Below are 21,205 nucleotides of genomic sequence, written 5' to 3' on the forward strand. Positions count from 1 at the left end.
GCTGTCGTCAGAGGATGTGATGACACGGATGGCGGGGAACCTGGAGGAGTGGACGGCGAACAAGGAGGACGCGATGGACTACGTGAAACCCTATGGCGTGGTGGACAGCATGTTAGCCGGCGGCGCGTTGAAGCTCAGTTTGCCTCCGCGCCAACTCATGTTGCGCGGCATGCTCGCCGGAGCCTACTTGGGCATCGGCACGAGTATGGCCGTGACGGCTGCGGTTGAGACGGGCTATTGGATCGTCGGGAGCCTCCTGTTTCCCTTCGGGTTGGCCCTCGCCATCCTCCTCGGCGCGGAGATCATCACCGGCAGTTTTGCCCTTCTCCCGGTCGCGGCTGCCGACGGCCAACAGAATGCCGGCCTGCGCCAGGTGTTCGCGAATTGGAGCTGGGTGTTTCTCGGCAACCTGTTGGGGAGCACGGCCTATGCGGGCCTGTTTGCGATCGCCCTCACTACGGCGGGCGACGCGCAGATCAACGCAGTGGGGATCAAGCTCATGGCGATCGCGGAGGCCAAAACGAACTATTACGCTTCGCATGGTGCGTCCGGTCTCTTGGCCGCTTTCACCAAGGGCATGCTCTGCAACTGGATGGTGAGCCTGGCAGTGGTGGCGGCCTATATGTCCACGTCGTTTTCAGGGAAGATCCTGGCCATCTGGGGGCCGACCCTGCTGTTCTTCTCGCAAGGGTTTGAGCATGCGGTGGTGAATATGTTCTTGATTCCCATCGGCATGCTGCTGGGCGCGCCCATTACGGTGTCCACCTGGTGGCTTTGGAACCAGATTCCGGTGACGTTGGGGAATTTGGTGGGCGGCATGTTGTTCACGGGCTTGGCGATGTATGCGGCGCATCGCGTCGTTGCCCCAGTTTCGGCACCGCAGCCCCAGGCGACGATGGCGTCTGACGGGGCGGCCGCACGGGCGGATCGCCCGGGGTATTCTCCTTCGTTCTGAGTGAGGCCTTTGATGGCGGCGGTGTACTTGAGGCGGTTACGTGGATGGCGGTTCGTGCTGTTCAACGCCGTCCTCGGCCTGTCTCACATCGTGGTGCTGTTCAACGCGGGGTCGTACATCGCCCTCCTGCCGCACGTGTCGGGAGACTTGGGGGGAGTCTTACCCAGTTTTGTCACATGGGCGCAGACCGACTTCATGGTGGGGCTGGCACTCGGCTTTCCGCTGGCTCGCTACCTGTCAGGGCGGATCGGCGACTATCGGCTGTTGATCGGCGCCTTCATGGTGTACAGCGTGGCTTCCTACCTGTGCGGAGACAGCCAGACCCTCACCCAATTCGTCCCGGCTCGCATCGTCCAAGGCATCGCCGGCGGCATCACCTTGCCGATCGCGCAGACGATGTTGCTGAACGAATATCCCAAACGGCTGAAGGCGGTGGCGCTCACCGTTTGGGGCCTCTTCAGCATCACGCCCTTCACGATCGGCATGCCGGTCGGCGGCTACATCGCGTACATGCTCGGTTGGCGATTCCTGTTCTACCTGGATTTCGTGCTCACGTTGATCATCGTCGGTACCCTGAGCGCGCTCCTCTACGGGCGGGGATTCCGGCGGAGCTACGGTCGGTTCGACGCGATGGGGTTTCTGCTACTGGCGATGTTGTTGTTGGGGTTGCAGACCCTGCTCAACATGGGGAACGATTTCGATTGGCTGGATTCGCCGTTCCTCCAGGCCATCCTGGTGGTGCTAGTCATCGTCTTTCCCTGTTTCATCATTTGGGAGTTGGGCGAGCGGCACCCGATCCTCGACCTTCGCCTGTTTCTGCATCGCAATTTCCTGATCGGCGTCATCAGCCTCACGCTTGGCTTCTTTGCCGTTCAGGGATTGTTGTCGTTGTTGATCGTGCAGATCCAGTTGCTGCTGGGCTATTCGTCCAAATTGGCGGGCTTGGCGTTGCTGCCGTTGGTGTTGTTGGGGGCGCCGGTCATTGCGGTCATGCATTATCTCTGTAAATACATCGATGCACGCTGGTTGATTTGTTTGAACAGTCTCGGATTTGCCTGGGTTTTTTATTGGATCGGCCTGTACGACGATCCCCATTCATACGAGGAGTTGTTTTGGCCGATGGTCATGGAGGGGATTTTCCTGGGATCGTTTTTTACACCTGTGACGGTGCTGCTCCTGCATGGACTGTCAGGCCCCCTGGTCACCCGTGCAGCCGAGGTTGCGAATTTATTGCGTGTTGCTGCCGGCGCATTCGGCATCACGTTCCAGGGCATCGTTCTGTTCCGGAGGAAATATTTTCACCAACTGCATTTGGCCGATCATTTCGGTGGACGGCAGTGGACCTCATTCGACCCGCTGGAGCGTCTGGCAGACAAATTCAGCGCTGCCGGGCTCAGTCCGTCGGAGATCCAGGGTAAATTTGGTGCCCTGATCAAACAACAGGCGGCGATTCTCGGCATGAACGACGCCTTTCTGGTCGCCAGTTTTTTGTTCATTGGTTTAGGCCTGTTAGTCTGGTTTGCGCATCCGACTCACTTGCCGTTGTCTCCGACCTCTGCCGATGAGTTGCGGGAGATGCGCGCGGAAGAGTTGATCGAGGAGGTGCCATGACCGCCGTGCGACGAAGCGTGTGGTCCGGTTTCGCGCTTGCGGGAGCTCTCTGGTGTGCGAGCTGCGCCTGGATTCCCAAAGGTGATCCCCCCGCGGAGTACATCGAACCGCCGGAGATGAAGGAGACCCTGGCCGAGGTCACCCATCGCCTGCAGCAGTGGCCCGACGATCGTTGGTGGGAACAGTTCGGGAACCCGGAATTGAATGACCTGATCGAAACCGCCCTCAAGGACAACCCCGGGCTGAAAGTGGCTTCCGCACGGCTCCGCGAGGCGACGGCGATGGTGAAGGTGGAAGGCGCGCGGCTGTTGCCGTTCCTGGAAGCCGACGCATCTCTCACCTATGAGCGACTCTCGCAACACGGTGTCTTTGCCGCGTTGAATCCGGAAGTCGCCGGGGTGCAGTTCATGCTGGGCATCATCAATCCCCTGAGTTTCCGGTATGAATTCGACTTCTGGGGAAAGAATCGGGCCATGCTCGAATCGGCGCTGGGCCATGCCGCAGCCGAAGAGGCGGAGATGGCGGAAGTGCGCCTGCGGCTGACCACCGGTATTGCGCGGGCCTACTTCCGAGGCCAGGCGCTCCGGCAACAGTTCGACATCGTCAAGACCATCGTCGGCATCCGCCGGGATCTGCTCAAGCTGGCGGAAACGCGGTTTCGTCTCGGGCTGGATAACGACCAGCCGGTGAAGGTGGCCGTGGCGGACTACGAGGCGGCGTTCAAGCGGGAGGCGGCGGTCCGTGACCAGTTGGACGTGCAACGGCACTTGATCGCCCGGTTGGCCGGCAAGGGGCCCGACGAGGCGATCCATCTGTTTGCCAAACCGGCGGCGGTGATTCCTTCGCAGATTTCGGCGCCCGATCACCTATCCATCGGCCTGTTGGTGCATCGGCCCGACCTGGCCGCCGCGCTCTACCGTGCCTATGCCGCGTCGAAATTGGTGAAGGTGGCCAAGACCCGGTTCTATCCCACCATCGACCTGACCGGCTTCGTGGGATTTAACGCGCTGACGCTCACGAAAGGGGCGGATAAACTGGCCAACTTCCTGTTCAGCGGACAGAGTTTCTCTTACGGCCTTGCACCGGGGCTGCGCATTCCCTGGTTCGAGGGCGGCCGGCTTCGAGGGGAATTGGCGGCACAACGCGCGGAATACGATGCGGCGGTGGAACTCTACAACGACACGCTGTTGGACGCCATGCGCGAGGTGGCGGACAGCCTGAGCGCCTGGCAAACGACCGGGGAGATGATGGCCTCGCATAAGCGCTTGCTGGCCTCCTTGAGCGACGACTGGCGGTTGGCCAAAGTTCGGCTGGTGAGCGGCCTCGATGACGACCGCGAAGTGCTACGGCATCGGCAGCCGGTGCTAGAGCAGGAATATGCCTTGCGGGCGTTGGAGAGCGACCAGTTGGTCGCCGCGGTCGATCTCATCGAGTCCCTGGGCGGCGGCTATCACAACCCGGACATCACGAAACGGCCGGCACATAACCCGAGTTGAACTATGACGACCAATCAAACCGACACCAGTACCAGTGCTCCTGAACCATCCGGCGGGTCTCCGACGGCGGGGCCCGCTCGGCTCCGCCCCAAGGCCATTCGCGCCCGCCGCAATCGGCGCCTCTTGATGGTAGCCTTGCTGGTTCTGCTCACCACCATCGGTTATCTCGTCTTTTGGTGGACGCACGACCGTCATTGGGTCAAGACCGATAACGCGTATGTCACCGGGAACCTCGTGCCGGTCGCGGCGCAAGCCACCGGCATCGTCACCCACGTACTGGCGGAAGAAACGCAGTTCGTCAATCGCGGCGACCTGATGATTCGCCTGGACGAACACCTGGCTTACGCAGCGTTAGGCCGGGCGCGCGGACGGCTGGGCGAAGAAGTCCGGCGCATCGCCGCGCTGTTCATGACCAGAAAACAGCTGGCGGAAAAACTGGTGTCCCGGACTGCGCGGCTGGAGTTGGCTCGCCACGATATGGATCGCTATCAAAAGGCCGTGCCGAGCGGCGCGGTGTCGAAGCAAATCGTGCAGAATACGGCGGATAAGATCTTGGCGTTGGAAGCCGAGGTGCGGGAGACGCAGGCCGAACTCGACACCCTCGATGCCCAAATCGGCGGCACGACGGTGACGGAACATCCCGCGGTAGAGTTCGCCAAACATCAGCTCATCGAGGCGTATCTCGAGTATACGCGGCAGCAGATCCGCGCCCCGGTGTCCGGGTATGTGGCCAAACGGAAGGCGCAGGTCGGCGACCGTGTGAGTCCCGGCGCGCCGCTCATGACGATCGTGCCGTTGGACCACCTGTGGGTGGAGGCGAACCTGCGCGAAACCGAATTGCAGCACGTGCGGCCGGGACAGCCGGCGCTCGTGAACGTGAGCATGTACGGGAGCCGGCAGACCTTCCATGGCACGGTCGAGGGGTTGGTGCCTGGAAGTGGCAGCCCCTTTGCGCTGCTGCCGCCCGATAATTCCACGGGCAACTTCATTCACATCGTTGAGCGGGTGCCGGTGCGGATCGCGTTGCCGGCGGAAGAAATTCGCGAACACCCGATCAGGCCGGGCCTGTCGACCGTGACGAGCATCAATGTGTCCGAGTCCGGGCAGTCCGTGTGGACATCCCTCGCGACTCCCTCCACGGCGGAATATGAAACGGATGTGTATGCCGACGAGTTGCCCACGGCGGAATCCATCGCGAACGAAGTGATGGAGACTAATCTGGTGATCGCCGCCTCGGACGCCGCCGGCGGTCTCGCGACGGTCAGATCTGTCGTTCAAGCAGAGCCGCAGAAGCCGACGGCCGGGGGACTGCGATCCGCTCACGGTGAATTCGGACAAACCGGTTCGGCGCGCAGGCCAGATCAGTTCGATCGGGAACGTGAGACGCTGATTCCACCACGGAGTCCGGACCTCGGCCGGTCGACTCACCCGCTGGCGCCCTCCATTGGTCCGGGATCCGGCCTTCTGGGGCCTGAAGGGGGGCGGAGTCCGTCCCGCTTGCGCTCCGACTTCGAGCGGAGCCAACGCTCGCGCCCCCTCGAATTGCACTGAAGGGCGGGGCGCCCACGCGCGGATTAAATTTCTCTTAATGAGGCGGCAACGCTGGATTAAGGATTCCCACCGAACCTATCATGAGACCATGCGGTTCGACGGCGGCGAGGTCGAGCCGATGACGCGTCGCCCATCGTCGCGATCCTTCTGCGTCCCGCCTTCGAGGTGTAATCGTGCGCAACGTCGATCTCAGCTACCGAACGCTGCTGTCGGTCACCAACGTGTTGAACTCCCAACGCGATCGGCAAAGTCTCTTTCGCGCCGTCGTGGATCAGCTTGCCCACGTCGTTCGGTGGGAACGGGCGGGGATCACGGTCTATGACCTGGAGTCGGATGCGTTTCGGTTCTATGCCGTTGAAACGAACCTTCCCAAGGTGGTGTTGCGCAGCGACGCCATGATTCCCCGTGCCGACAGTGCCGTAGGATGGGTCTACGATCACCAGCGTGTTCATGTGCGCCCGCATCTTCAGCGCGAGCGCCTATTCATCGAGGACGAGAGTTACCTCGCCGAGGGATTGGGGCGGATGATCAACTTGCCGATGGTGGTGCAGGACGATTGCCTGGGCACCTTGAACATCGGCAGCGTCGAGGAGGGCCCGCCCGATCCGGAGGATGTCGAGTTCCTGCAGCAGGTCGCGACGCAGATCGGGTACGCCATTGCGCAGGTGAATGCGTATGAGGAGATCAATCGGCTGCGCGAGCAGTTGGCGCAAGAAAATGTATATCTGACGGAAGAACTACGATCCAGCCAGGACTATGGCATCGTCGAAGGACGGAGCCGGGCATTCGAGCAGGTACTGACGCTGGCGCACCGGGCCGCGCCGACCACCGCCACCGTGATGCTGACCGGCGAAACGGGGACGGGGAAGGAGGTCATGGCGCGCGCGATTCATGAATGGAGCGCCCGTCGGACCCGAGCATTTGTTCGGCTGAACTGCGCGGCGCTCCCTGCCGGCCTCATCGAGAGCGAATTGTTCGGCCACGAACGTGGTGCCTTTACCGGAGCGGACCGGCAGCGCGTGGGCCGTTTCGAACTGGCCGATGGCGGTACCCTCTTCCTGGACGAAATCGGCGAAATGCCGTTGGAGGCCCAGGCCAAGCTTTTGCGAGTGCTGCAGGACGGGTTGGTGGACCGCGTCGGCGGTACGAAGCCGGTTCCGGTAGATGTGCGGGTCATTGCCGCGACCAATGCCGATCTGCGGGCGGCGATTGCGCAGGGGCGTTTCCGCAGCGATCTGTACTATCGTCTGAATGTGTTTCCGATCCACTTGCCGCCGTTGCGCGAGCGTCCCGAAGACATCCCCTCCCTCGCGCGACATTTTCTCCGCCACCATGCCCAGCGGCTCAAACGAGTGTGTCACGATGTCGAGGCCGCGTCGATGGAGCGTTTGGTGCAGTACGCCTGGCCCGGCAATGTGCGCGAGTTGGAGAACCTCGTCGAGCGGGCGTTGATCCTGTGCCACGAGCAGATCCTGCGGATCGACCCGGCGATGGTGACGCTCCCCCTCGCCGCCGAGCCCGCGGCCGGACGGACGCTCCAGGACGAAGAGCGGCGTCACATCCTGAAAGTCTTGACCCTCGCCGATTGGCAAATCGAAGGTCCCGGCGCCGCCGCCGAACAACTGGGGTTGGCGCCGAGCACCCTCCGAAGCCGCATGCAGAAATTGGGGATCCGTCGCCCCGCTCGCCTGTAAGTCATGCTCGTGATCCGCTGACCTCACGGTTGCCGCTTCCGCCCCATTCTCCCTTCATCATTCATGTTCCACGAATATTCGTGGTGGCGCCGTGTCCAGCCACCACGCGTTGTCGTGGCTTCGCGCTCGTGGCCACGACGCGATCCCGCACCGACCGATCACAGGCCGATATTTCAATGATCTAGGCGACAGGTCCAGGATCCTCCTTCGTGGCACACGGTCTGCACAGCGGGGGCTCGTGATTTTTTATTCATCGCTGTTCATTTCGAGGGCGTGTGGCTCCGGGCGCAGGGACTGCGCCGCGCCGCGTTGCGTCGTGACCGGCTGCCGAGGCGGCGGAGAACCATGCGTCTGGAAAGGGGTGGGTCGACGGGCTGTGTCTGCCGGTCATTCGCATTCCAGCAAGCGGCGTCCCTTGTGTGTGACGTCGCATATTCGTTCCGTACTTTTATGAGGAGGTGTTCAACATGCAGTTATCCCGCAGGCAGTTTCTGAAGGTCTCGGCGGGGACGGTCGCGGCGGCGGCCATTGCCGACAAGGCATTGGCATTGACCGCGCTCCAGCCCGTCGTCGAGGTCGACAATCCTCTGGGCGAGTATCCGGACCGGTCGTGGGAGCGCGTCTATCACGATCAGTATCGGTACGATTCGTCCTTCACCTGGGTCTGTTCACCGAACGACACGCATGCCTGTCGTATTCGGGCCTTCGTTCGGAACGGCGTGGTCATGCGCGTGGAGCAGAACTACGACCACCAGACCTATGAAGATCTCTACGGTAACCGCGGGACGTTCGCGCACAACCCGCGCATGTGTCTGAAGGGCTTCACGTTCCACCGCCGCGTGTATGGTCCCTATCGTTTGAAGGGGCCGTTGATGCGCAAGTCGTGGAAGCAGTGGATGGACGACGGCTCGCCGGAGCTCACTCCCGATGTGAAGCGGAAATATAAGTTTGATGCCCGGTTCCTGGATGACATGATCCGGGTCTCTTGGGATACGGCCTTTACCTACGTGGCCAAGGCCATGATCGTGATTTCCACCCGGTACAGCGGTGAAGCCGGAGCCCGCCGCCTGCGCGAGCAGGGGTATGCGCCGGAGATGATCGAAATGATGAAGGGCGCGGGCGTGCGCTGCTTCAAGCACCGCGCGGGCATGCCGATCCTGGGTATGATGGGCAAACATGCCAATACGCGATTCAACAATTGCGTGTTGCCGCTGCTGGACAGCTGGGTGCGGAAGATCAACCCCGATCAGGCCCAGGGCGGACGTTATTGGAACAACTATACGTGGCACGGCGATCAAGACCCCTCGCAACCGTGGTGGAACGGCACGCAGAACTGCGACGTCGATCTGTCGGACATGCGGTTCACCAAGCTGAATACCAGCTGGGGCAAGAATTTCGTCGAGAACAAGATGCCGGAAGCACACTGGAAGCTGGAGAGCATGGAGCGGGGCGCACGCCTCGTTATCATTACGCCGGAATACAATCCGACGGCCAGCCGCGCCGATTACTGGATCCCGGTGCGTCCGGAGACGGACGGCGCCTTGTTCCTCGGCAGTTGCAAAATCATTTTGGACGAGAATCTGCACGACATCGATTTCATCAAGGGGTTCACCGACATGCCGCTGCTGGTGCGGACGGATACCTTGCAGTATCTGGATCCGCACGAAGTGGTGAAGGACTATCAGTTGCCGGACTTCTCCAAGTCTTACTCCGGCCGCGTGCAGGGCTTGACCAAGGAGCAGATTCAGCGCCTCGGCGGCATGATGGTGTGGGATCAGGCCAAGGGCAAGGCCGTGCCTCTGCATCGTGAGCAGGTCGGCCACCATCTGCAGGAGAGCGGCATCGATCCGGCCTTGACCGGCACCTATCGGGTCAAGTTGCTGAACGGGCGGGAAGTGGACGTGATGCCGATTTTTCAGCTGTACCAGGTGCACCTCCAAGACTACGACCTGGACACGGTGCATCAGGTGAATCGGTCGCCGAAAGACCTGATCGTCCGCTGGGCGCGGGATTGCGGCACGATCAAGCCGGCGGCCATCCACAACGGCGAAGGCGTCTGCCACTACTTCCACATGACCTCCATGGGACGGGCGGCGGCCTTGGTCATGATGCTGACCGGCAACATCGGTAAGTTCGGCACCGGATGCCATACCTGGTCGGGCAACTACAAGGTCGGCATTTGGCAGGCAGCGCCGTGGTCCGGCGCGGGCGCCAGCGTGTATCTGGGTGAGGATCCCTGGAATCTGAACCTCACGACCGATGCGCACGGCAAGGAGATCAAATATCGGAAGTACTATTACGGCGAAGAGCCAGGGTATTGGAACCACGGCGACAACGCGTTGATCGTCAACACGCCGAAATACGGGCGCAAGGTGTTCACCGGCAAGACCCACATGCCGAGCCCCAGCAAAGTCCGCTGGGTCGTGAACGTGAACATTTTGAACAATTCGAAGCACCACTACGACATGGTGAAGAACGTCGATCCGAACATCGAGATGCTGGTGACGCAAGACATCGAGATGACGTCCGACGTCAACCATGCCGACGTGGCCTTTGCGGTCAACTCCTGGATGGAGTTCACCTATCCGGAGATGACCGCGACGGTGTCGAATCCGTGGATTCAGATTTGGAAGGGCGGCATCCGTCCGCTGTACGACACCCGGAACGATGCCGACACCTTCGCGGGTGTCTCGGCGAAACTGAAGGAGCTGACCGGGGAAGCCCGCATGGCCGACACCTATCGGTTCGTCTATCAGAACCGCATGGACATCTACGTACAGCGCATCCTCGATGCGTCGACGACGTTCTACGGCTACAGCGCGGACGTCATGTTGAAGTCGGAAAAGGGCTGGATGGTCATGTGCCGCACCTATCCGCGGCATCCGCTCTGGGAAGAGACTAACGAGTCCAAACCCCATTGGACACGATCGGGACGTCTGGAGTCCTATCGGATCGAGCCAGAAGCGATCGAGTACGGGGAAAACTTCATCGTGCACCGGGAAGGCCCGGAGTGTACGCCGTACCTGCCGAACGCTATCATGTCGACCAATCCGTACATCCGCCCGGATGACTACGGCATTCCCATCACGGCGCAGCACCATGACGACAAAACGGTGCGCAACATCAAGCTGCCGTGGCAGGAGATCAAGCGGCATCCGAACCCGTTGTGGGAGAAGGGCTACCAGTTCTACTGCGTCACGCCCAAGACCCGGCACCGGGTGCACAGCCAATGGTCGGTGAACGACTGGGTGCAGATTTACGAGTCGAACTTCGGCGATCCCTACCGCATGGACAAGCGGACGCCGGGTGTCGGCGAGCATCAGTTGCACATCAACCCGCAGGCGGCGAAAGACCGCGGCATCAACGACGGCGACTATTGTTTCGTCGACGGCAACCCGGTGGACCGGCCCTATCGCGGCTGGAAACCGTCGGATCCGTTCTACAAGGTCGCCCGCTTGATGATCCGGGCGAAGTACAACCCTGCCTATCCTTACCATGTCACGATGGCTAAGCACGCACCGTACGTCTCGACGGCGAAATCGGTGAAGGGCCACGAGACGCGGCCGGACGGGCGCGCCATCGCGGTGGACACCGGCTATCAGTCCAACTTCCGGTACGGGGCCCAACAGTCCTTTACCCGGAACTGGTTGATGCCGATGCACCAGACCGACTCGTTGCCCGGCAAGCAAGCCAACGCGCTGAAGTTCAAGTGGGGATTCGAGATCGATCACCACGCCGTGAACACGGTGCCGAAGGAATGCTTGATCCGCATCACCAAGGCGGAAGACGGCGGTATCGGCGCCCGTGGACCATGGGAACCGGTGCGCACCGGCTTCACCCCAGGGCAGGAAAACGAGTTCATGATCAAGTGGCTCAAAGGCGAGCACATCAAAATCAAAGTCTAGCGCCTGAAAGGAGAGAACGAATGCCGGAAGTCTATAACTGGCAGCTGGGACGGAAGATGCTGTATCCGTATGAGGAGCGGCATCCGAAGTGGCAGTTTGCCTTTGTGTTCAACATCAATCGGTGTTTGGCGTGTCAGACCTGTTCGATGGCGGACAAGTCGACCTGGCTCTTCTCGAAGGGGCAGGAGTACATGTGGTGGAACAACGTGGAGACGAAGCCGTACGGCGGCTATCCGCAGTTCTACGACGTGAAGATCACGCAGCTGATCGAGCAGGTGAACCCGGGGGGGCAGGTGTGGAACGTGCGGGTGGGCCGCAAGCACCATGCGCCGTACGGGGTGTTCGAAGGGATGACGATTTTCGACGCGGGGGCCAAGGTGGGCCAGGCGGCGATCGGCTACATCCCGACGGACCAGGAATGGCGGTTCGTGAACATCTACGAGGACACGGCGACCTCGATGCGGGCGTTGGTCGAGAACGTCGACAAGTCCGGCTTCAGCCGCGACGAACCGTGGCGGATGACGGGCAGTTCCTTGCCGGAGCATGAGACGTACTTCTTCTACTTGCAACGGATCTGCAACCACTGCACGTATCCGGGGTGCTTGGCGGCCTGTCCGCGGAAGGCGATCTACAAGCGGCCGGAAGACGGCATCGTGTTGATCGACCAGAACCGGTGCCGCGGGTACAAGAAGTGCGTGGAGCAGTGCCCGTTTAAGAAGCCGATGTACCGGGGCACGACCCGGGTGTCGGAGAAGTGTATTGCCTGTTATCCGCGGATCGAGGGGAAAGATCCCTTGACGGGCGGGGAGCCGATGGAAACGCGCTGTATGGCGGCCTGCGTGGGGAAGATCCGCATGCAGAGCCTGGTGCGGATCGGCGAAGACGGGCTGTGGGCGGAAGACCGATGGCACCCGCTGTACTACGCGATCCGCGTGGAGCAGGTGGCGTTGCCCTTGTACCCGCAGTGGGGCACGGAGCCCAACGGGTACTACATTCCGCCGCGGCATGCGCCGCGGGGCTACAACCGGCAGATGTTCGGGCCGGGGGTGGACAACGCGATCGAGAAGTACCTGGTGCCGAGCCGGGAACTGTTGGCGGTGCTCCAGCTGTGGCGCGCCAGCCAGCAGATCGTGTTCCGGTACGATGTCATTCCGGGCCCGAAGGTGTTCGAAACCCAGATCCACGGGAAGCGGTTCGATATGTACAACGATACCGTGCTGGGCTTCAACAAGTCGGGCAAGGAAGTGGCCCGCATCCAGGTCGAAGAGCCGATCTACATTCGGCCGGCCGAGCGCGTCAACTGGCTGTAAGGCCAGGGCGTGGACGTCGAGGGGGCTGTGGCTCCCTCGACGTTCGTGCCTCGGACCGTGGGCCGGAGAGCGGCTCCGATCCCGTGCTTGTGCCCGTCGCCACCGGAGAGTGTCTCACGCATTCATGAAGGTTTCCGTTCGACCCATCGGGTTGCTTCTCGCCGTTGCGGCTGCGCTCGCGCTGTCCTATCTTGGCCATACCGTATTGTTCGAGCAGTGGCGCATGCAGCAGGAGCGTCAACTCCAGCGCGCCAAGCTCCTCGAGGAGGTCTTGCGCCTGCAGCGCGTGGTTATGGACGTGGAAACCAACTTTCGCGGGTATCTCCTCGCCGAGCAACCCTCCTACCTCGAACCGATCAATCAGGCCGAAGCCAGGCTGGAATCGGGGATCGACCGGTTGACCCTCCTCACCGTCGAATCCCCCGGTTTGCAACCGGGAATCCGCGTCCTCGCGGCACGGTTGCGCGAATTCGTCGACAGCAAGAGGAAGCTGGCGGCTTTGGTCGGAACCGACCAGCAGGAACAGGTTCGCCTGTATGTGCGCGGCGGGAGCGGTCGGGCGTTGTTTCTCACGATCGAAAAGGCGATCGGTGATTTCGAAATGCGCATCGAGCGCGAGCTGCCGGCCGAACCGTTGACGTACGACGCCTGGATCGGTCGAGCCCGCTGGCAACTGTTGCTGCTGGAACTGCTGGCCGTGGGCGTCGCGGTGTCCTGCACCAGGGCGTTGGGCCTCGTGAGGAGGCCGTTGGTCGAGCGGAGCGCCCGCGTTCAGGTCTGATCCCCCCCTCAGCGAAGAAGCCGCAAAAGATTCGCACAGTGCGCATAGTGCGGATTCGCACGATTTGCCAGGCCAACCAGTCGTAAATTCAAAAAATAGGGCCTGGTCGTAGTGGTACATGATTTGCTCATTACTCCGTCCGTCACGGGTTGAGAAAGCCCACAACGGAAAGGAGAGGCCCATGGTACGGATGGTCAAGAAAATCGGTGATCGGGAAATCGCGTGGCTCATATTGGCAGTGGCCGCAATCGTCATTTGGAGCACCTTGGGCATCATCTCCTAACCTGCCGGTTTCGGGCGATCGCCTCTTTGTGACCTGACCGGCCATTGCTCCGACTGCCGGTGGTTCCTAATTCCTCGGTCGGTTCTTCCTTCCTAAGCGCTTCTGCGCTTCTTCCAGTACGTCCTTCAAGACTACGGCATGGTTGTGGTCGGGGTCTGCTGCACCGAAGACCAGTGTGATAGTGGTGGTTCGAGCAAGTTGGGCCAACGCCGCGATGGCGTCGCGTTGCTCGGAACGGTCGAGTTCCAGCTGATAGCGTCGACGAAACTCGTCCCATTTGGCAGGGTCATGTCCGAACCATGTTCTGAGTGCAGCAGATGGAGCGAGATCCTTTCGCCACCCATCCAAGCGCAGGGCTTCCTTGCGGCATCCTCTCGGCCACAGTCGATCCACGAGGAGGCGGAGTCCATCTTGGGGGCTCGGTGTGCTGTAGGCGCGTTTGAGCCGGATCATGGCGTCAGCGATAACCAGACGGTGCTCATGTAAGTACTGTGAACAGGTCGCTCTTCGCAAGGAGCATGCAAGCGCAATTCCTACCACTCCGCGCAGGACGGGACTACATATTGCAGGACATATTCGCTCTGTTGGCTGACGCCGCAAGACGTGCGCAGGGCGGTCGTTCGCAATGGTCGATACCGGAAGAGGAGGTCCCATGGAGGGATACGGAAAACGCGTCTTGGTGGCCGAGAATGAGGAGAGCGTGTGTCGTCTGATCACCACTGTGCTTGAACAGGCGGGGTACTGCGTGCACGCGGTGGCCGATGGGGTTCAGGCGCTTTCCGAACTGCGTAAGCGACGGTTCGATGTCGTCGTGGCCGATTGGCACATGCCTCGGCTCGACGGAGAGCAGTTCCTGCTCCTGTGCCGCATGCTCTGGCCCCAGACCCCTACTGTCCTGCTGTCTGCTGGCCTGACCGACTTGCCTATCCTGTTGCGCATGCAAGGGGCCTGTGCCCTCTTGCCGAAACCCTTCAACCCCCCAAGCCTCCTTCAAGTGATGCAGGTTGCGCTGGGCTCGGCCTGTACGTGTCAGCCTGCCGACTCGATGGCGTTGGAGTCGCAATGATGATGGGAGCGTGAGGCGTCTCGCAGGAAGGGCAACATGAAGGTTCTGGTGGTTCGTCCCGATCTCTTGATGTATCCCAAGGTTCATCTCGGCGCGGGATCGGTTGAGGGGGCGGCGCTTGTGGAGGCGGTCCGACAGCATGGTCATGAGGCACGTCTCACGGATCTTCACGTTGATACCAGCCAGGACTATATCAAGCTGCTCGAAGCCATGGCGCCGGATGTGGTGGGATTCTGTTGTCACTGTTCGGTTCACGCTTCGGAGATCCAATCGCTGGCCTCATTCACCAAAGCTCGCGTGCCGCATGTGGCCGTTTTTGTGAACGGGTGGGGGGCGTTGTGTGTTGCTGGGGAGTTGCTGCGGCATGGCAAGGAAGGGATCGATTATGTGGTGAGCGAGGCGGTGGCGGTCGGGCCCCTCTTGAGGGCACTTGAGCAGCATCGGCAGGTGGCGTCGGCACCGCCCTCCGACTTTCGGCGTTTTGCGTGAATGCCGGGATCTTTTTCAATATGTTATTGTGCCATGAGGAGATGCGCCCCGACGGTCTCAGGAGGGTGTGGTTTGCGGGGGCTACAAATGAGAAGGGAACTTGTATGAAGAAAAAACCGCTGACGACCAAGAGCAGGTCACGTCCATCGAAGAAATCCGCACCCCCACCCACAGGCGTCAACGGTCCGGGACCGGTGCAGGACCTTGAAATCCGCATCGCGGCACGGGCGTATGAACTGTACCAGCAACGTGGATGCTTGGACGGGTACCACTTACACGATTGGTTGCAAGCGGAGCGAGAGATCCTTGGCGAGAACAGCCAATTAGACAAGTCTTCGGCTCGCATTTGACCGGAGCCGCCCACCGCTTACGGCATCGTCCGTTCCAGCTGATCCACCATGCCCGCAATCGCGTCGAAGCCGGATTGCCAGAAGGCCGCGTCGTTCATATCGACGCCCACCTCCGCGAGAATGGCCTGCGGCGCCTTTGAGCCGCCTGCGGCCAGCAGGTTTACATACTTTGGCACGAAGGCCTGTCCTTGTTCCTGGTACATCCGATAGAGGGCCAATACCAACAGGTTGCCGAAGCTGTAGGCGTAGCAATAAAAGGGACTCGCGTAGAGGTGGGGAATGGTCAGCCACTCCCACTGGAATTCAGGTGAAACGGGGACCGCTTTCCCGAATTGCTGCCGTAGCATCGCGAGATAGGTCTTGGCGAGATCCAGCGTCGTCGCGCCCTGGGCGACCATGTCGTGGGCGGTCCGCTCGAACGCAACGAAGTACGCCTGCCGCATGACCGTCGCGTAGATGTCGTCCAGTTGGTTGACGAGCAGACTTTGTTTCACGGCCTTGTTCGTTTCCGAGGCCATCAGGGCGTCCGAGAGGATGCGTTCGCCGAAGACCGAGGCGGTTTCCGCCAGCGGCAGGGTCGAGTGGAAGGTAAAGACGTTGTGCTGCTCGGCCATCATGCCGTGAATGGCATGGCCCAGCTCATGGGCCATGGTGGCGATGTCGCGGGCTTCGCCGGTGAAATTCAACATGACGTAGGGCGTCAGCGCGGGGACGACGCTGTAACAGTAGGCGCCGCCCATTTTGCCGGGTTTCGTGCGGGCGTCGATGTGGCGGTCGGCGAAGACACGTTGGGCCAACTCGGCCAGACGCGGTGAAAAGGCCTGGTAGGCATCAAGCACCATGCGGACCGCGTCGGGATACCGGTAGGTTTTCTGTTCGGCTCGGTGGGGGGCGTAGATGTGGTAACGATTCATCCGCTTGATACCGCACAAGCGGGCCTTCAGCTTGAAGTACCGCTGGAATAACGGCGCATTGTGCATGCACACGGAGAGGAGGGCCCCCACAGCCTGATCGGGTATGTCATTGCTCAGATTTCGGCTGGCCAAAGGCGTCGCAAAGTGCCGTAGCTGGAGGTTCTCGGCCTTCCAGTCGCTCACCAAGGTCTTGTAGATTTCTCCCAGCAGATCCTGCTGGTCCTCATAGACGCGATAGAGTTCGTGGTAGGCCGCTTCGCGCATCGCCGGTTTGGGGTTGCGGACGAAGGCGGAGAGGGCCTCGCGGTTCATGGTTTTCTTTTTGCCCCCGACACGAAGCGTGAACGTGAAGCCGTTGGTGACGACGTCGTAGAGCTGCTGAACGGCGCTTCGGCCGGTGATGTTCTTGACGTTGATGACCTGCTCTTCCGGTTCGGACAGCGTATGGGGTTTGAACCGGCGGATGGTTTCCAGGTGGTACCGAAAGTCCCCGCTATTGGCCATCAGCCGCTCGGCATTCCCTTGGTCCACCCCCTGCCACCACAGGTCAAAGAACAACAAGCGATTCTGGAGAGCCGTCAGCTGCTCCTCGACCTTGGCCTTGAACGAACGGGCCGGGAGCTGTTTCGTGTCTTCCGAAAACCAGAGGTAGGCATAGGCGCTGAGCCGGGAAGATTCGGCGGCGATGGTTTCCGACAGGGTCAGGAGATCCAGAAAGGCATGTTCCGGCATGGTGGCGGTCAGGTCCTTGCGGGCCGACTCGAAGCGGACGACGTTGGCGGTCAGGTCTTTCAGGTATTGGTCGAACCGGGCCACCGGGTCGGCGACCAGATCAGACAATTCCCACCGGTCGGCATATTCACGGGACGCAGAACTGCGGCGTGTTCGGGCAGCGGAAGCGGACGTGCGCACAACGGCCATAGTCGGGGCTCCGATGATAAAAGGTGAAGAGTCGTTCGGATCATACCATCCTCCATCGGCGCGACGCTCCAAGATTTTGTCTGGGCCTCGCGCCGAGCGACACCGTTGACAGGTCCGTGTTCGATGTTACAATCCGCGGCAGGTGAGGCCATGACCGAACAGGAAATCAATCGCGCCATTCAATATGTGACGGCGGCCACCTCCTATGGCCGCGAGACGGTCGGCGAGATCCTGCGCACCGGGCTGTCGGAACTGGCGCTGCTCTCATCGCAATCCAGCTGTCGATTCGAGCGGGAAGACCTCATGGGGTACCTCTGTCTATGGACGATGAAATGCACCGGCCATCCCGAGCCGCTGGTGCGGGAGGTCTTGGATGGAGCGGGCCGGTGGTTGGACGAAGTGGCCGTGAGTCTGGCTCGGAAGGAAGAGGGGCCGATGAAGGCCGGAGACGACGAGGAGAGCGGCGCCGCGCCGGCGTCATGAGGACCCAATGCCTCGGTTTAAGCGGTATCGACCAGTGTCCTCGTATCGCACCGCCCGCGCACTCGGCCTGCACCGCGCCTCGCAAGTGGCCAGGGCTCGGCGTCTGTCCGAAGAACTTGAACGCCGGTGGGGCCAGCTTCGGCTCCATTGCGACGATGAGGGCAGCCGAGCGCGGTTGGAGCGGTTGTTGGCACGCCTGGAGACGGTCGATCGCGGCGGGCAGGAGTCGGCGATTGCCGAACTTGAATTAGCGACCCTGCTGGTCCGTGCAGGAAGCCGGGTCGGGTTCCTGCCGGAGTCTCGAGCCCGATCGGCGGATCTGGAATGTCATCTGCGGGGCGAACGGTTTTTCGTCGAGGTGACCGCCATGGTGGGCACCGTCGAGCGATCGCTTCGGCTCGGCGAGGAAGCCGCAGACTACGACGCTGAGTCCGAGGACAAGCCGCCTACATCCGAACAGATTTTCATGGATGCGCTACTGGCGCGAATTGCCCAGAAGGCCAAGCAGCTGGTGGATTACTGCGCGCCGGTCGTTTTGGCGATTTCGGTGCCGCGACTGGACGACGACGTTCCTTCCGGTCGCTGGGCCCCCCGTCTCACCCTGGATGTGAAGTATCTCGCCGGTGCGATCAGCCTATTGCTGCCGAAGGCGCGGCATCTCAGCAGCGTGTTGATCGCGCTGTGGGAAGTCGAGCCGATGCTGTCCACCTCGGCCGTCCGGCTGAAAAACGTGGCGATCGTCGAACGGTCTCGCCAACAGGTGGGGTACCCTCGGCTGCGTCTGCTGGTTCAGAATCCCGCTGCCGCATGGCCGCTGACAGAGGGGCAACGGGAGGTGTTTCGAGGGATTTTATAGCCTGAGCGGAAAGCGGACGGTGTGAGAGCCCTTAGGCCGGCAGGGACCCCTTGAGCAGCTCCAAATTTTTGGTGACCATCGCGTCGCCGTTCGCCCGAGACACGTCAATCCCCTGATCGGCAACTTGTCGGCATTCGTCCATCCTACCCAGCTTGAGCAGCGACTGCGCCAGCGCGTAATAGGCCGCTGAGTAGGTCGGCTTCACGGTGATGCAGCTCCGCAATGCGTCTGCCGCCTCCTGCCAAGCGGCATCGTCCATGTAGGCTTTCCCCAGCCCGAACCAGGCTACGTCGTCGTTCGGATCAATCGCCAGGACTTTTTTCAGCGGTTCGATGCGAGGATTCGGCATGGGGCTCTCCTGTCTCGTGAGCGCGGCGAGCGTGGACCGTACCATGCGTTTCCGCTCATTGTCTATGGTCTTTCCTGCATGGTAGGCTGGCCGAGTTTGTGTGGCTGCGCAACGCGCGACCGTAAAGGAACCTGGTGATGGGGAAGACCGGACTCGTTTACGATCCTCGATACCTCGACCATGATATGGGACCCGGCCATCCGGAGTCGCCGCAGCGTCTCCGTGCCATCATGCAGCGTTTGGAAGAAAGCGGGGTCTCGGCGCAGCTCGCCAGAATCGAGCCGCGTAAGGCTGAGGACGAATGGATCACGCTGGTGCATCGGCCTGCCTATCTGGAGGCGCTCGCTCAACATGCGCCGGCCAGCGGGCGAGTCCCTCTGGATGCCGATACGGCCATGTCGCCGGGCTCCCTCACGGCGGCCTATCTGGCGGCAGGGGCAGCCCTGGCGGGAGCGGATGCGATCATGGCCGGACGGATGGAACATGTCTTTTGTGCCGTGCGACCCCCCGGCCACCATGCCGAAGCCGGCCGAGCCATGGGATTCTGCCTCTTCAACAATGTGGCGATTGCTGCCCGCTACGTCCAGCGTCGGTATGGGCTCAAGAAGATCTTGATCGTCGATTGGGACGTCCACCACGGCAACGGGACGCAGCATAGTTTCGAAGGCGACCCTTCGATTCTCTTTTTCAGCACCCACCAATATCCGCATTATCCCGGCACCGGCCGCGAGTCGGAACGGGGTACGGGAGCGGGGGAGGGCTATACGATCAATGTGCCGATGGAGGCGGGCGAGGGCGATGACGAGTACCGGGCGGTGTTCCAGAAGGTGCTGGTGCCGGCAGTCGATCGCTTCCAGCCGGAGTTCGTGATCATCTCCGCCGGTTTCGATGCGCATCGCGACGATCCGTTGGCCAGCATGGGGCTGACCGAAGAGGGGTATGCGGACTTGACGGCGATCGTGGCGTCTCTCGCCCGACGTCACTGCCAAGGTCGTCTGTTGTCATCATTGGAAGGCGGGTATAACCTGACGGCCCTGGCCGCGTCGGTGGAACGGCATGTTCAGGCTTTGATAGAGGCGTAATGCAGGGTACACCCGGTTGCGAAGGGGTTGACGTTAGAGGCCGGCGTCCGGTACCACAGTCTGACAGGGAGCCGTGGGTGGCGGCTGCTCCGGCACCGGCCAGGTTGAGGGATTGTATCCAGAGGCGAAGTATTCACCGACCGAGATCGAGGAACCGATGCAACATCCATTATTGATCGACAGCGAGACGCTGCAGGGACGTCTGGGACAACCGGGGTTGGTCATCCTCGACGTGCGAGGACGGGCCGCCTACGAATTCGGCGGCCATATCCCCGGTGCGGTCCACTCCACGTGGCATGAATACAGTGATCCGAATGCCGTCGCCAAGGGGCTGCTGGATCCCGATCTCAAGCGGATTGAGCAGAGGATTCAAGCCCTCGGCATCAATCGGGACAGCGAAGTCGTGATCTATTCGAACCCCTTCGACAACTGGGGCGACGAAGGACGTATGTTCTGGATGCTGGAGTATCTGGGGCATACGCGGTTGAAGGTGCTGGATGGCGGATGGGTGAAATGGATCAACGAGCGGCGGCCCTTCGAGCACGGCGCGGTACGGACGCCCCTCGGCAACTTCACCGTGGCGCCGATGGAGTCGGCGATCGTCATGAAGGACGAACTGAAAGCGATCGTGAAGCGACCGCACCCGGACGTCACGATCGTGGATGCCCGCAGTCTCGAAGAGTACCTTGGAAAGGAAGTGTCGGGGATTCCGAGACCTGGGCACATTCCCGGCGCCGTGCATGTGGCCTGGAGCGGGTTTCTCAATGCCGATGCCACGGTCAAGGATCTGTCGGCGATCAAGGAGCAACTGGGCCACAAGGGGTTGAATCCGAAGCAGGAAACCGTGTGCTACTGCACGGGCGGGGTTCGTTCGGCCTGGTTGTATTTCGTGCTGCGCTTGGCGGGTTATGAGCGCCTGCGTAATTATCCCGGTTCCTGGTGGGAGTGGAGTCGGGATTTCGCCTGCCCCGTGGAGAAGGATTTGACCGCCCTGCAAAAGCTGTTGGGGTTGACCGACGCCCCGCCGCCTCCGGGCATGCGGCCGTCTTGACAGGGTGGCGAGCCCACTTTATGCTGAGAGACTCTTGCAAGTGATCATGCCGTACACA

General features: G+C 61.3%; 18 protein-coding genes. 15 read left to right on the plus strand and 3 right to left on the minus strand.

From position 1 onward, the window contains the following. Window positions 1–73: 73 nt before the first annotated feature. The 8 genes from HRU82_16480 (at window position 74) to HRU82_16515 (ending at window position 13,303) form a co-directional block, all read left to right on the plus strand. A complete protein-coding gene (locus HRU82_16480; protein ID QOJ37245.1) occupies window positions 74–955 on the plus strand; it encodes a formate/nitrite transporter family protein in 882 nt (293 codons plus the stop codon). A gap of 12 nt (window positions 956–967) precedes the next feature. Next, entirely contained in the window at window positions 968–2,566 is a 1,599-nt protein-coding gene (locus HRU82_16485) for an MFS transporter (protein ID QOJ36443.1), read from the plus strand. Then, window positions 2,563–4,062 (plus strand): efflux transporter outer membrane subunit, encoded by a 1,500-nt coding sequence (locus HRU82_16490; protein QOJ36444.1) that lies wholly within the window; start codon window positions 2,563–2,565, stop codon window positions 4,060–4,062. Before HRU82_16485 ends, HRU82_16490 begins: the two co-directional genes overlap by 4 nt. Window positions 4,063–4,188: 126 nt before the next feature. After that, window positions 4,189–5,613, plus strand: a complete 1,425-nt coding sequence (locus HRU82_16495) for an HlyD family secretion protein (protein ID QOJ37246.1) — start codon at window positions 4,189–4,191, stop codon at window positions 5,611–5,613. Between the two features lie 173 nt (window positions 5,614–5,786). Next, window positions 5,787–7,307 carry a sigma 54-interacting transcriptional regulator gene (locus HRU82_16500; protein ID QOJ36445.1) on the plus strand — a complete coding sequence of 507 codons (1,521 nt, stop codon included), beginning with the start codon at window positions 5,787–5,789 and terminating at the stop codon, window positions 7,305–7,307. A 467-nt stretch (window positions 7,308–7,774) separates the two neighbouring features. Continuing rightward, a complete protein-coding gene (locus HRU82_16505; protein QOJ36446.1) occupies window positions 7,775–11,212 on the plus strand; it encodes a molybdopterin-dependent oxidoreductase in 3,438 nt (1,145 codons plus the stop codon). Window positions 11,213–11,232: 20 nt separating this feature from the next. Beyond that, on the plus strand, window positions 11,233–12,522 hold the full coding sequence (locus HRU82_16510) for a nitrate oxidoreductase subunit beta (protein QOJ36447.1): 1,290 nt from the start codon (window positions 11,233–11,235) through the stop codon (window positions 12,520–12,522). A 124-nt stretch (window positions 12,523–12,646) separates the two neighbouring features. Beyond that, window positions 12,647–13,303 (plus strand): CHASE3 domain-containing protein, encoded by a 657-nt coding sequence (locus HRU82_16515; GenBank protein QOJ36448.1) that lies wholly within the window; start codon window positions 12,647–12,649, stop codon window positions 13,301–13,303. Between the two features lie 349 nt (window positions 13,304–13,652). Here the strand turns inward: HRU82_16515 and HRU82_16520 are convergent, their stop codons facing one another. Next, a complete protein-coding gene (locus HRU82_16520; GenBank protein QOJ36449.1) occupies window positions 13,653–14,039 on the minus strand; it encodes a DUF488 family protein in 387 nt (128 codons plus the stop codon). 199 nt (window positions 14,040–14,238) lie between these two features. Here HRU82_16520 and HRU82_16525 point away from each other — a divergent pair, with 199 nt between their 5' ends. The 3 genes from HRU82_16525 (at window position 14,239) to HRU82_16535 (ending at window position 15,491) form a co-directional block, all read left to right on the plus strand. Then, window positions 14,239–14,652 (plus strand): response regulator, encoded by a 414-nt coding sequence (locus HRU82_16525; protein QOJ36450.1) that lies wholly within the window; start codon window positions 14,239–14,241, stop codon window positions 14,650–14,652. A 36-nt stretch (window positions 14,653–14,688) separates the two neighbouring features. Next, the gene (locus tag HRU82_16530; protein QOJ36451.1) at window positions 14,689–15,141 is read left to right on the plus strand and encodes a cobalamin B12-binding domain-containing protein; all 453 of its coding nucleotides are present in this window, start codon (window positions 14,689–14,691) and stop codon (window positions 15,139–15,141) included. 104 nt (window positions 15,142–15,245) lie between these two features. Further along, entirely contained in the window at window positions 15,246–15,491 is a 246-nt protein-coding gene (locus HRU82_16535; protein ID QOJ36452.1) for a DUF2934 domain-containing protein, read from the plus strand. Window positions 15,492–15,508: 17 nt separating this feature from the next. On the opposite strand, the gene HRU82_16540 is transcribed toward HRU82_16535, so the two are convergent. Then, the gene (locus tag HRU82_16540; GenBank protein ID QOJ36453.1) at window positions 15,509–17,326 is read right to left on the minus strand and encodes a M3 family oligoendopeptidase; all 1,818 of its coding nucleotides are present in this window, start codon (window positions 17,324–17,326) and stop codon (window positions 15,509–15,511) included. Window positions 17,327–17,476: 150 nt separating this feature from the next. Between HRU82_16540 and HRU82_16545 the strand changes: the two genes are divergently transcribed. Both HRU82_16545 and HRU82_16550 read left to right on the plus strand, forming a co-directional pair. After that, window positions 17,477–17,809: a hypothetical protein gene (locus HRU82_16545; GenBank protein ID QOJ36454.1), complete on the plus strand. Its 333-nt coding sequence runs from the start codon at window positions 17,477–17,479 to the stop codon at window positions 17,807–17,809. Window positions 17,810–17,816: 7 nt separating this feature from the next. Continuing rightward, window positions 17,817–18,665 (plus strand): hypothetical protein, encoded by an 849-nt coding sequence (locus HRU82_16550; GenBank protein QOJ36455.1) that lies wholly within the window; start codon window positions 17,817–17,819, stop codon window positions 18,663–18,665. Between the two features lie 31 nt (window positions 18,666–18,696). Here HRU82_16550 and HRU82_16555 read toward each other — a convergent pair whose 3' ends face one another. Next, on the minus strand, window positions 18,697–19,059 hold the full coding sequence (locus HRU82_16555) for a tetratricopeptide repeat protein (protein ID QOJ36456.1): 363 nt from the start codon (window positions 19,057–19,059) through the stop codon (window positions 18,697–18,699). Between the two features lie 92 nt (window positions 19,060–19,151). Between HRU82_16555 and HRU82_16560 the strand changes: the two genes are divergently transcribed. Together HRU82_16560 and HRU82_16565 are read left to right on the plus strand one after the other, a co-directional pair. After that, window positions 19,152–20,096 (plus strand): histone deacetylase, encoded by a 945-nt coding sequence (locus HRU82_16560; protein QOJ36457.1) that lies wholly within the window; start codon window positions 19,152–19,154, stop codon window positions 20,094–20,096. Between the two features lie 157 nt (window positions 20,097–20,253). Next, window positions 20,254–21,147: a sulfurtransferase gene (locus tag HRU82_16565; GenBank protein ID QOJ36458.1), complete on the plus strand. Its 894-nt coding sequence runs from the start codon at window positions 20,254–20,256 to the stop codon at window positions 21,145–21,147. Window positions 21,148–21,205 lie beyond the last annotated feature (58 nt).

The organism is Nitrospira sp. (assembly GCA_015709715.1).
Classification (GTDB): domain Bacteria; phylum Nitrospirota; class Nitrospiria; order Nitrospirales; family Nitrospiraceae; genus Nitrospira_A.

What these genes read in the sequence shown, in the direction of transcription:
- HRU82_16495 (QOJ37246.1), top strand. Translation starts at nt 4,189, where the DNA reads ATGGTAGCCTTGCTGGTTCTGCTCACCACCATCGGTTATCTCGTCTTT.
- HRU82_16550 (QOJ36455.1), top strand. Translation starts at nt 17,817, where the DNA reads ATGCCTCGGTTTAAGCGGTATCGACCAGTGTCCTCGTATCGCACCGCC.
- HRU82_16485 (QOJ36443.1), top strand. Translation starts at nt 968, where the DNA reads ATGGCGGCGGTGTACTTGAGGCGGTTACGTGGATGGCGGTTCGTGCTG.
- HRU82_16515 (QOJ36448.1), top strand. Translation starts at nt 12,647, where the DNA reads ATGAAGGTTTCCGTTCGACCCATCGGGTTGCTTCTCGCCGTTGCGGCT.
- HRU82_16555 (QOJ36456.1), bottom strand. Translation starts at nt 19,059, where the DNA reads ATGGTACGGTCCACGCTCGCCGCGCTCACGAGACAGGAGAGCCCCATG.
- HRU82_16520 (QOJ36449.1), bottom strand. Translation starts at nt 14,039, where the DNA reads ATGATCCGGCTCAAACGCGCCTACAGCACACCGAGCCCCCAAGATGGA.
- HRU82_16525 (QOJ36450.1), top strand. Translation starts at nt 14,239, where the DNA reads ATGGAGGGATACGGAAAACGCGTCTTGGTGGCCGAGAATGAGGAGAGC.
- HRU82_16560 (QOJ36457.1), top strand. Translation starts at nt 19,152, where the DNA reads ATGGGGAAGACCGGACTCGTTTACGATCCTCGATACCTCGACCATGAT.
- HRU82_16490 (QOJ36444.1), top strand. Translation starts at nt 2,563, where the DNA reads ATGACCGCCGTGCGACGAAGCGTGTGGTCCGGTTTCGCGCTTGCGGGA.
- HRU82_16510 (QOJ36447.1), top strand. Translation starts at nt 11,233, where the DNA reads ATGCCGGAAGTCTATAACTGGCAGCTGGGACGGAAGATGCTGTATCCG.
- HRU82_16565 (QOJ36458.1), top strand. Translation starts at nt 20,254, where the DNA reads ATGCAACATCCATTATTGATCGACAGCGAGACGCTGCAGGGACGTCTG.
- HRU82_16545 (QOJ36454.1), top strand. Translation starts at nt 17,477, where the DNA reads ATGACCGAACAGGAAATCAATCGCGCCATTCAATATGTGACGGCGGCC.
- HRU82_16530 (QOJ36451.1), top strand. Translation starts at nt 14,689, where the DNA reads ATGAAGGTTCTGGTGGTTCGTCCCGATCTCTTGATGTATCCCAAGGTT.
- HRU82_16480 (QOJ37245.1), top strand. Translation starts at nt 74, where the DNA reads ATGGACTACGTGAAACCCTATGGCGTGGTGGACAGCATGTTAGCCGGC.
- HRU82_16535 (QOJ36452.1), top strand. Translation starts at nt 15,246, where the DNA reads ATGAAGAAAAAACCGCTGACGACCAAGAGCAGGTCACGTCCATCGAAG.
- HRU82_16505 (QOJ36446.1), top strand. Translation starts at nt 7,775, where the DNA reads ATGCAGTTATCCCGCAGGCAGTTTCTGAAGGTCTCGGCGGGGACGGTC.
- HRU82_16540 (QOJ36453.1), bottom strand. Translation starts at nt 17,326, where the DNA reads ATGGCCGTTGTGCGCACGTCCGCTTCCGCTGCCCGAACACGCCGCAGT.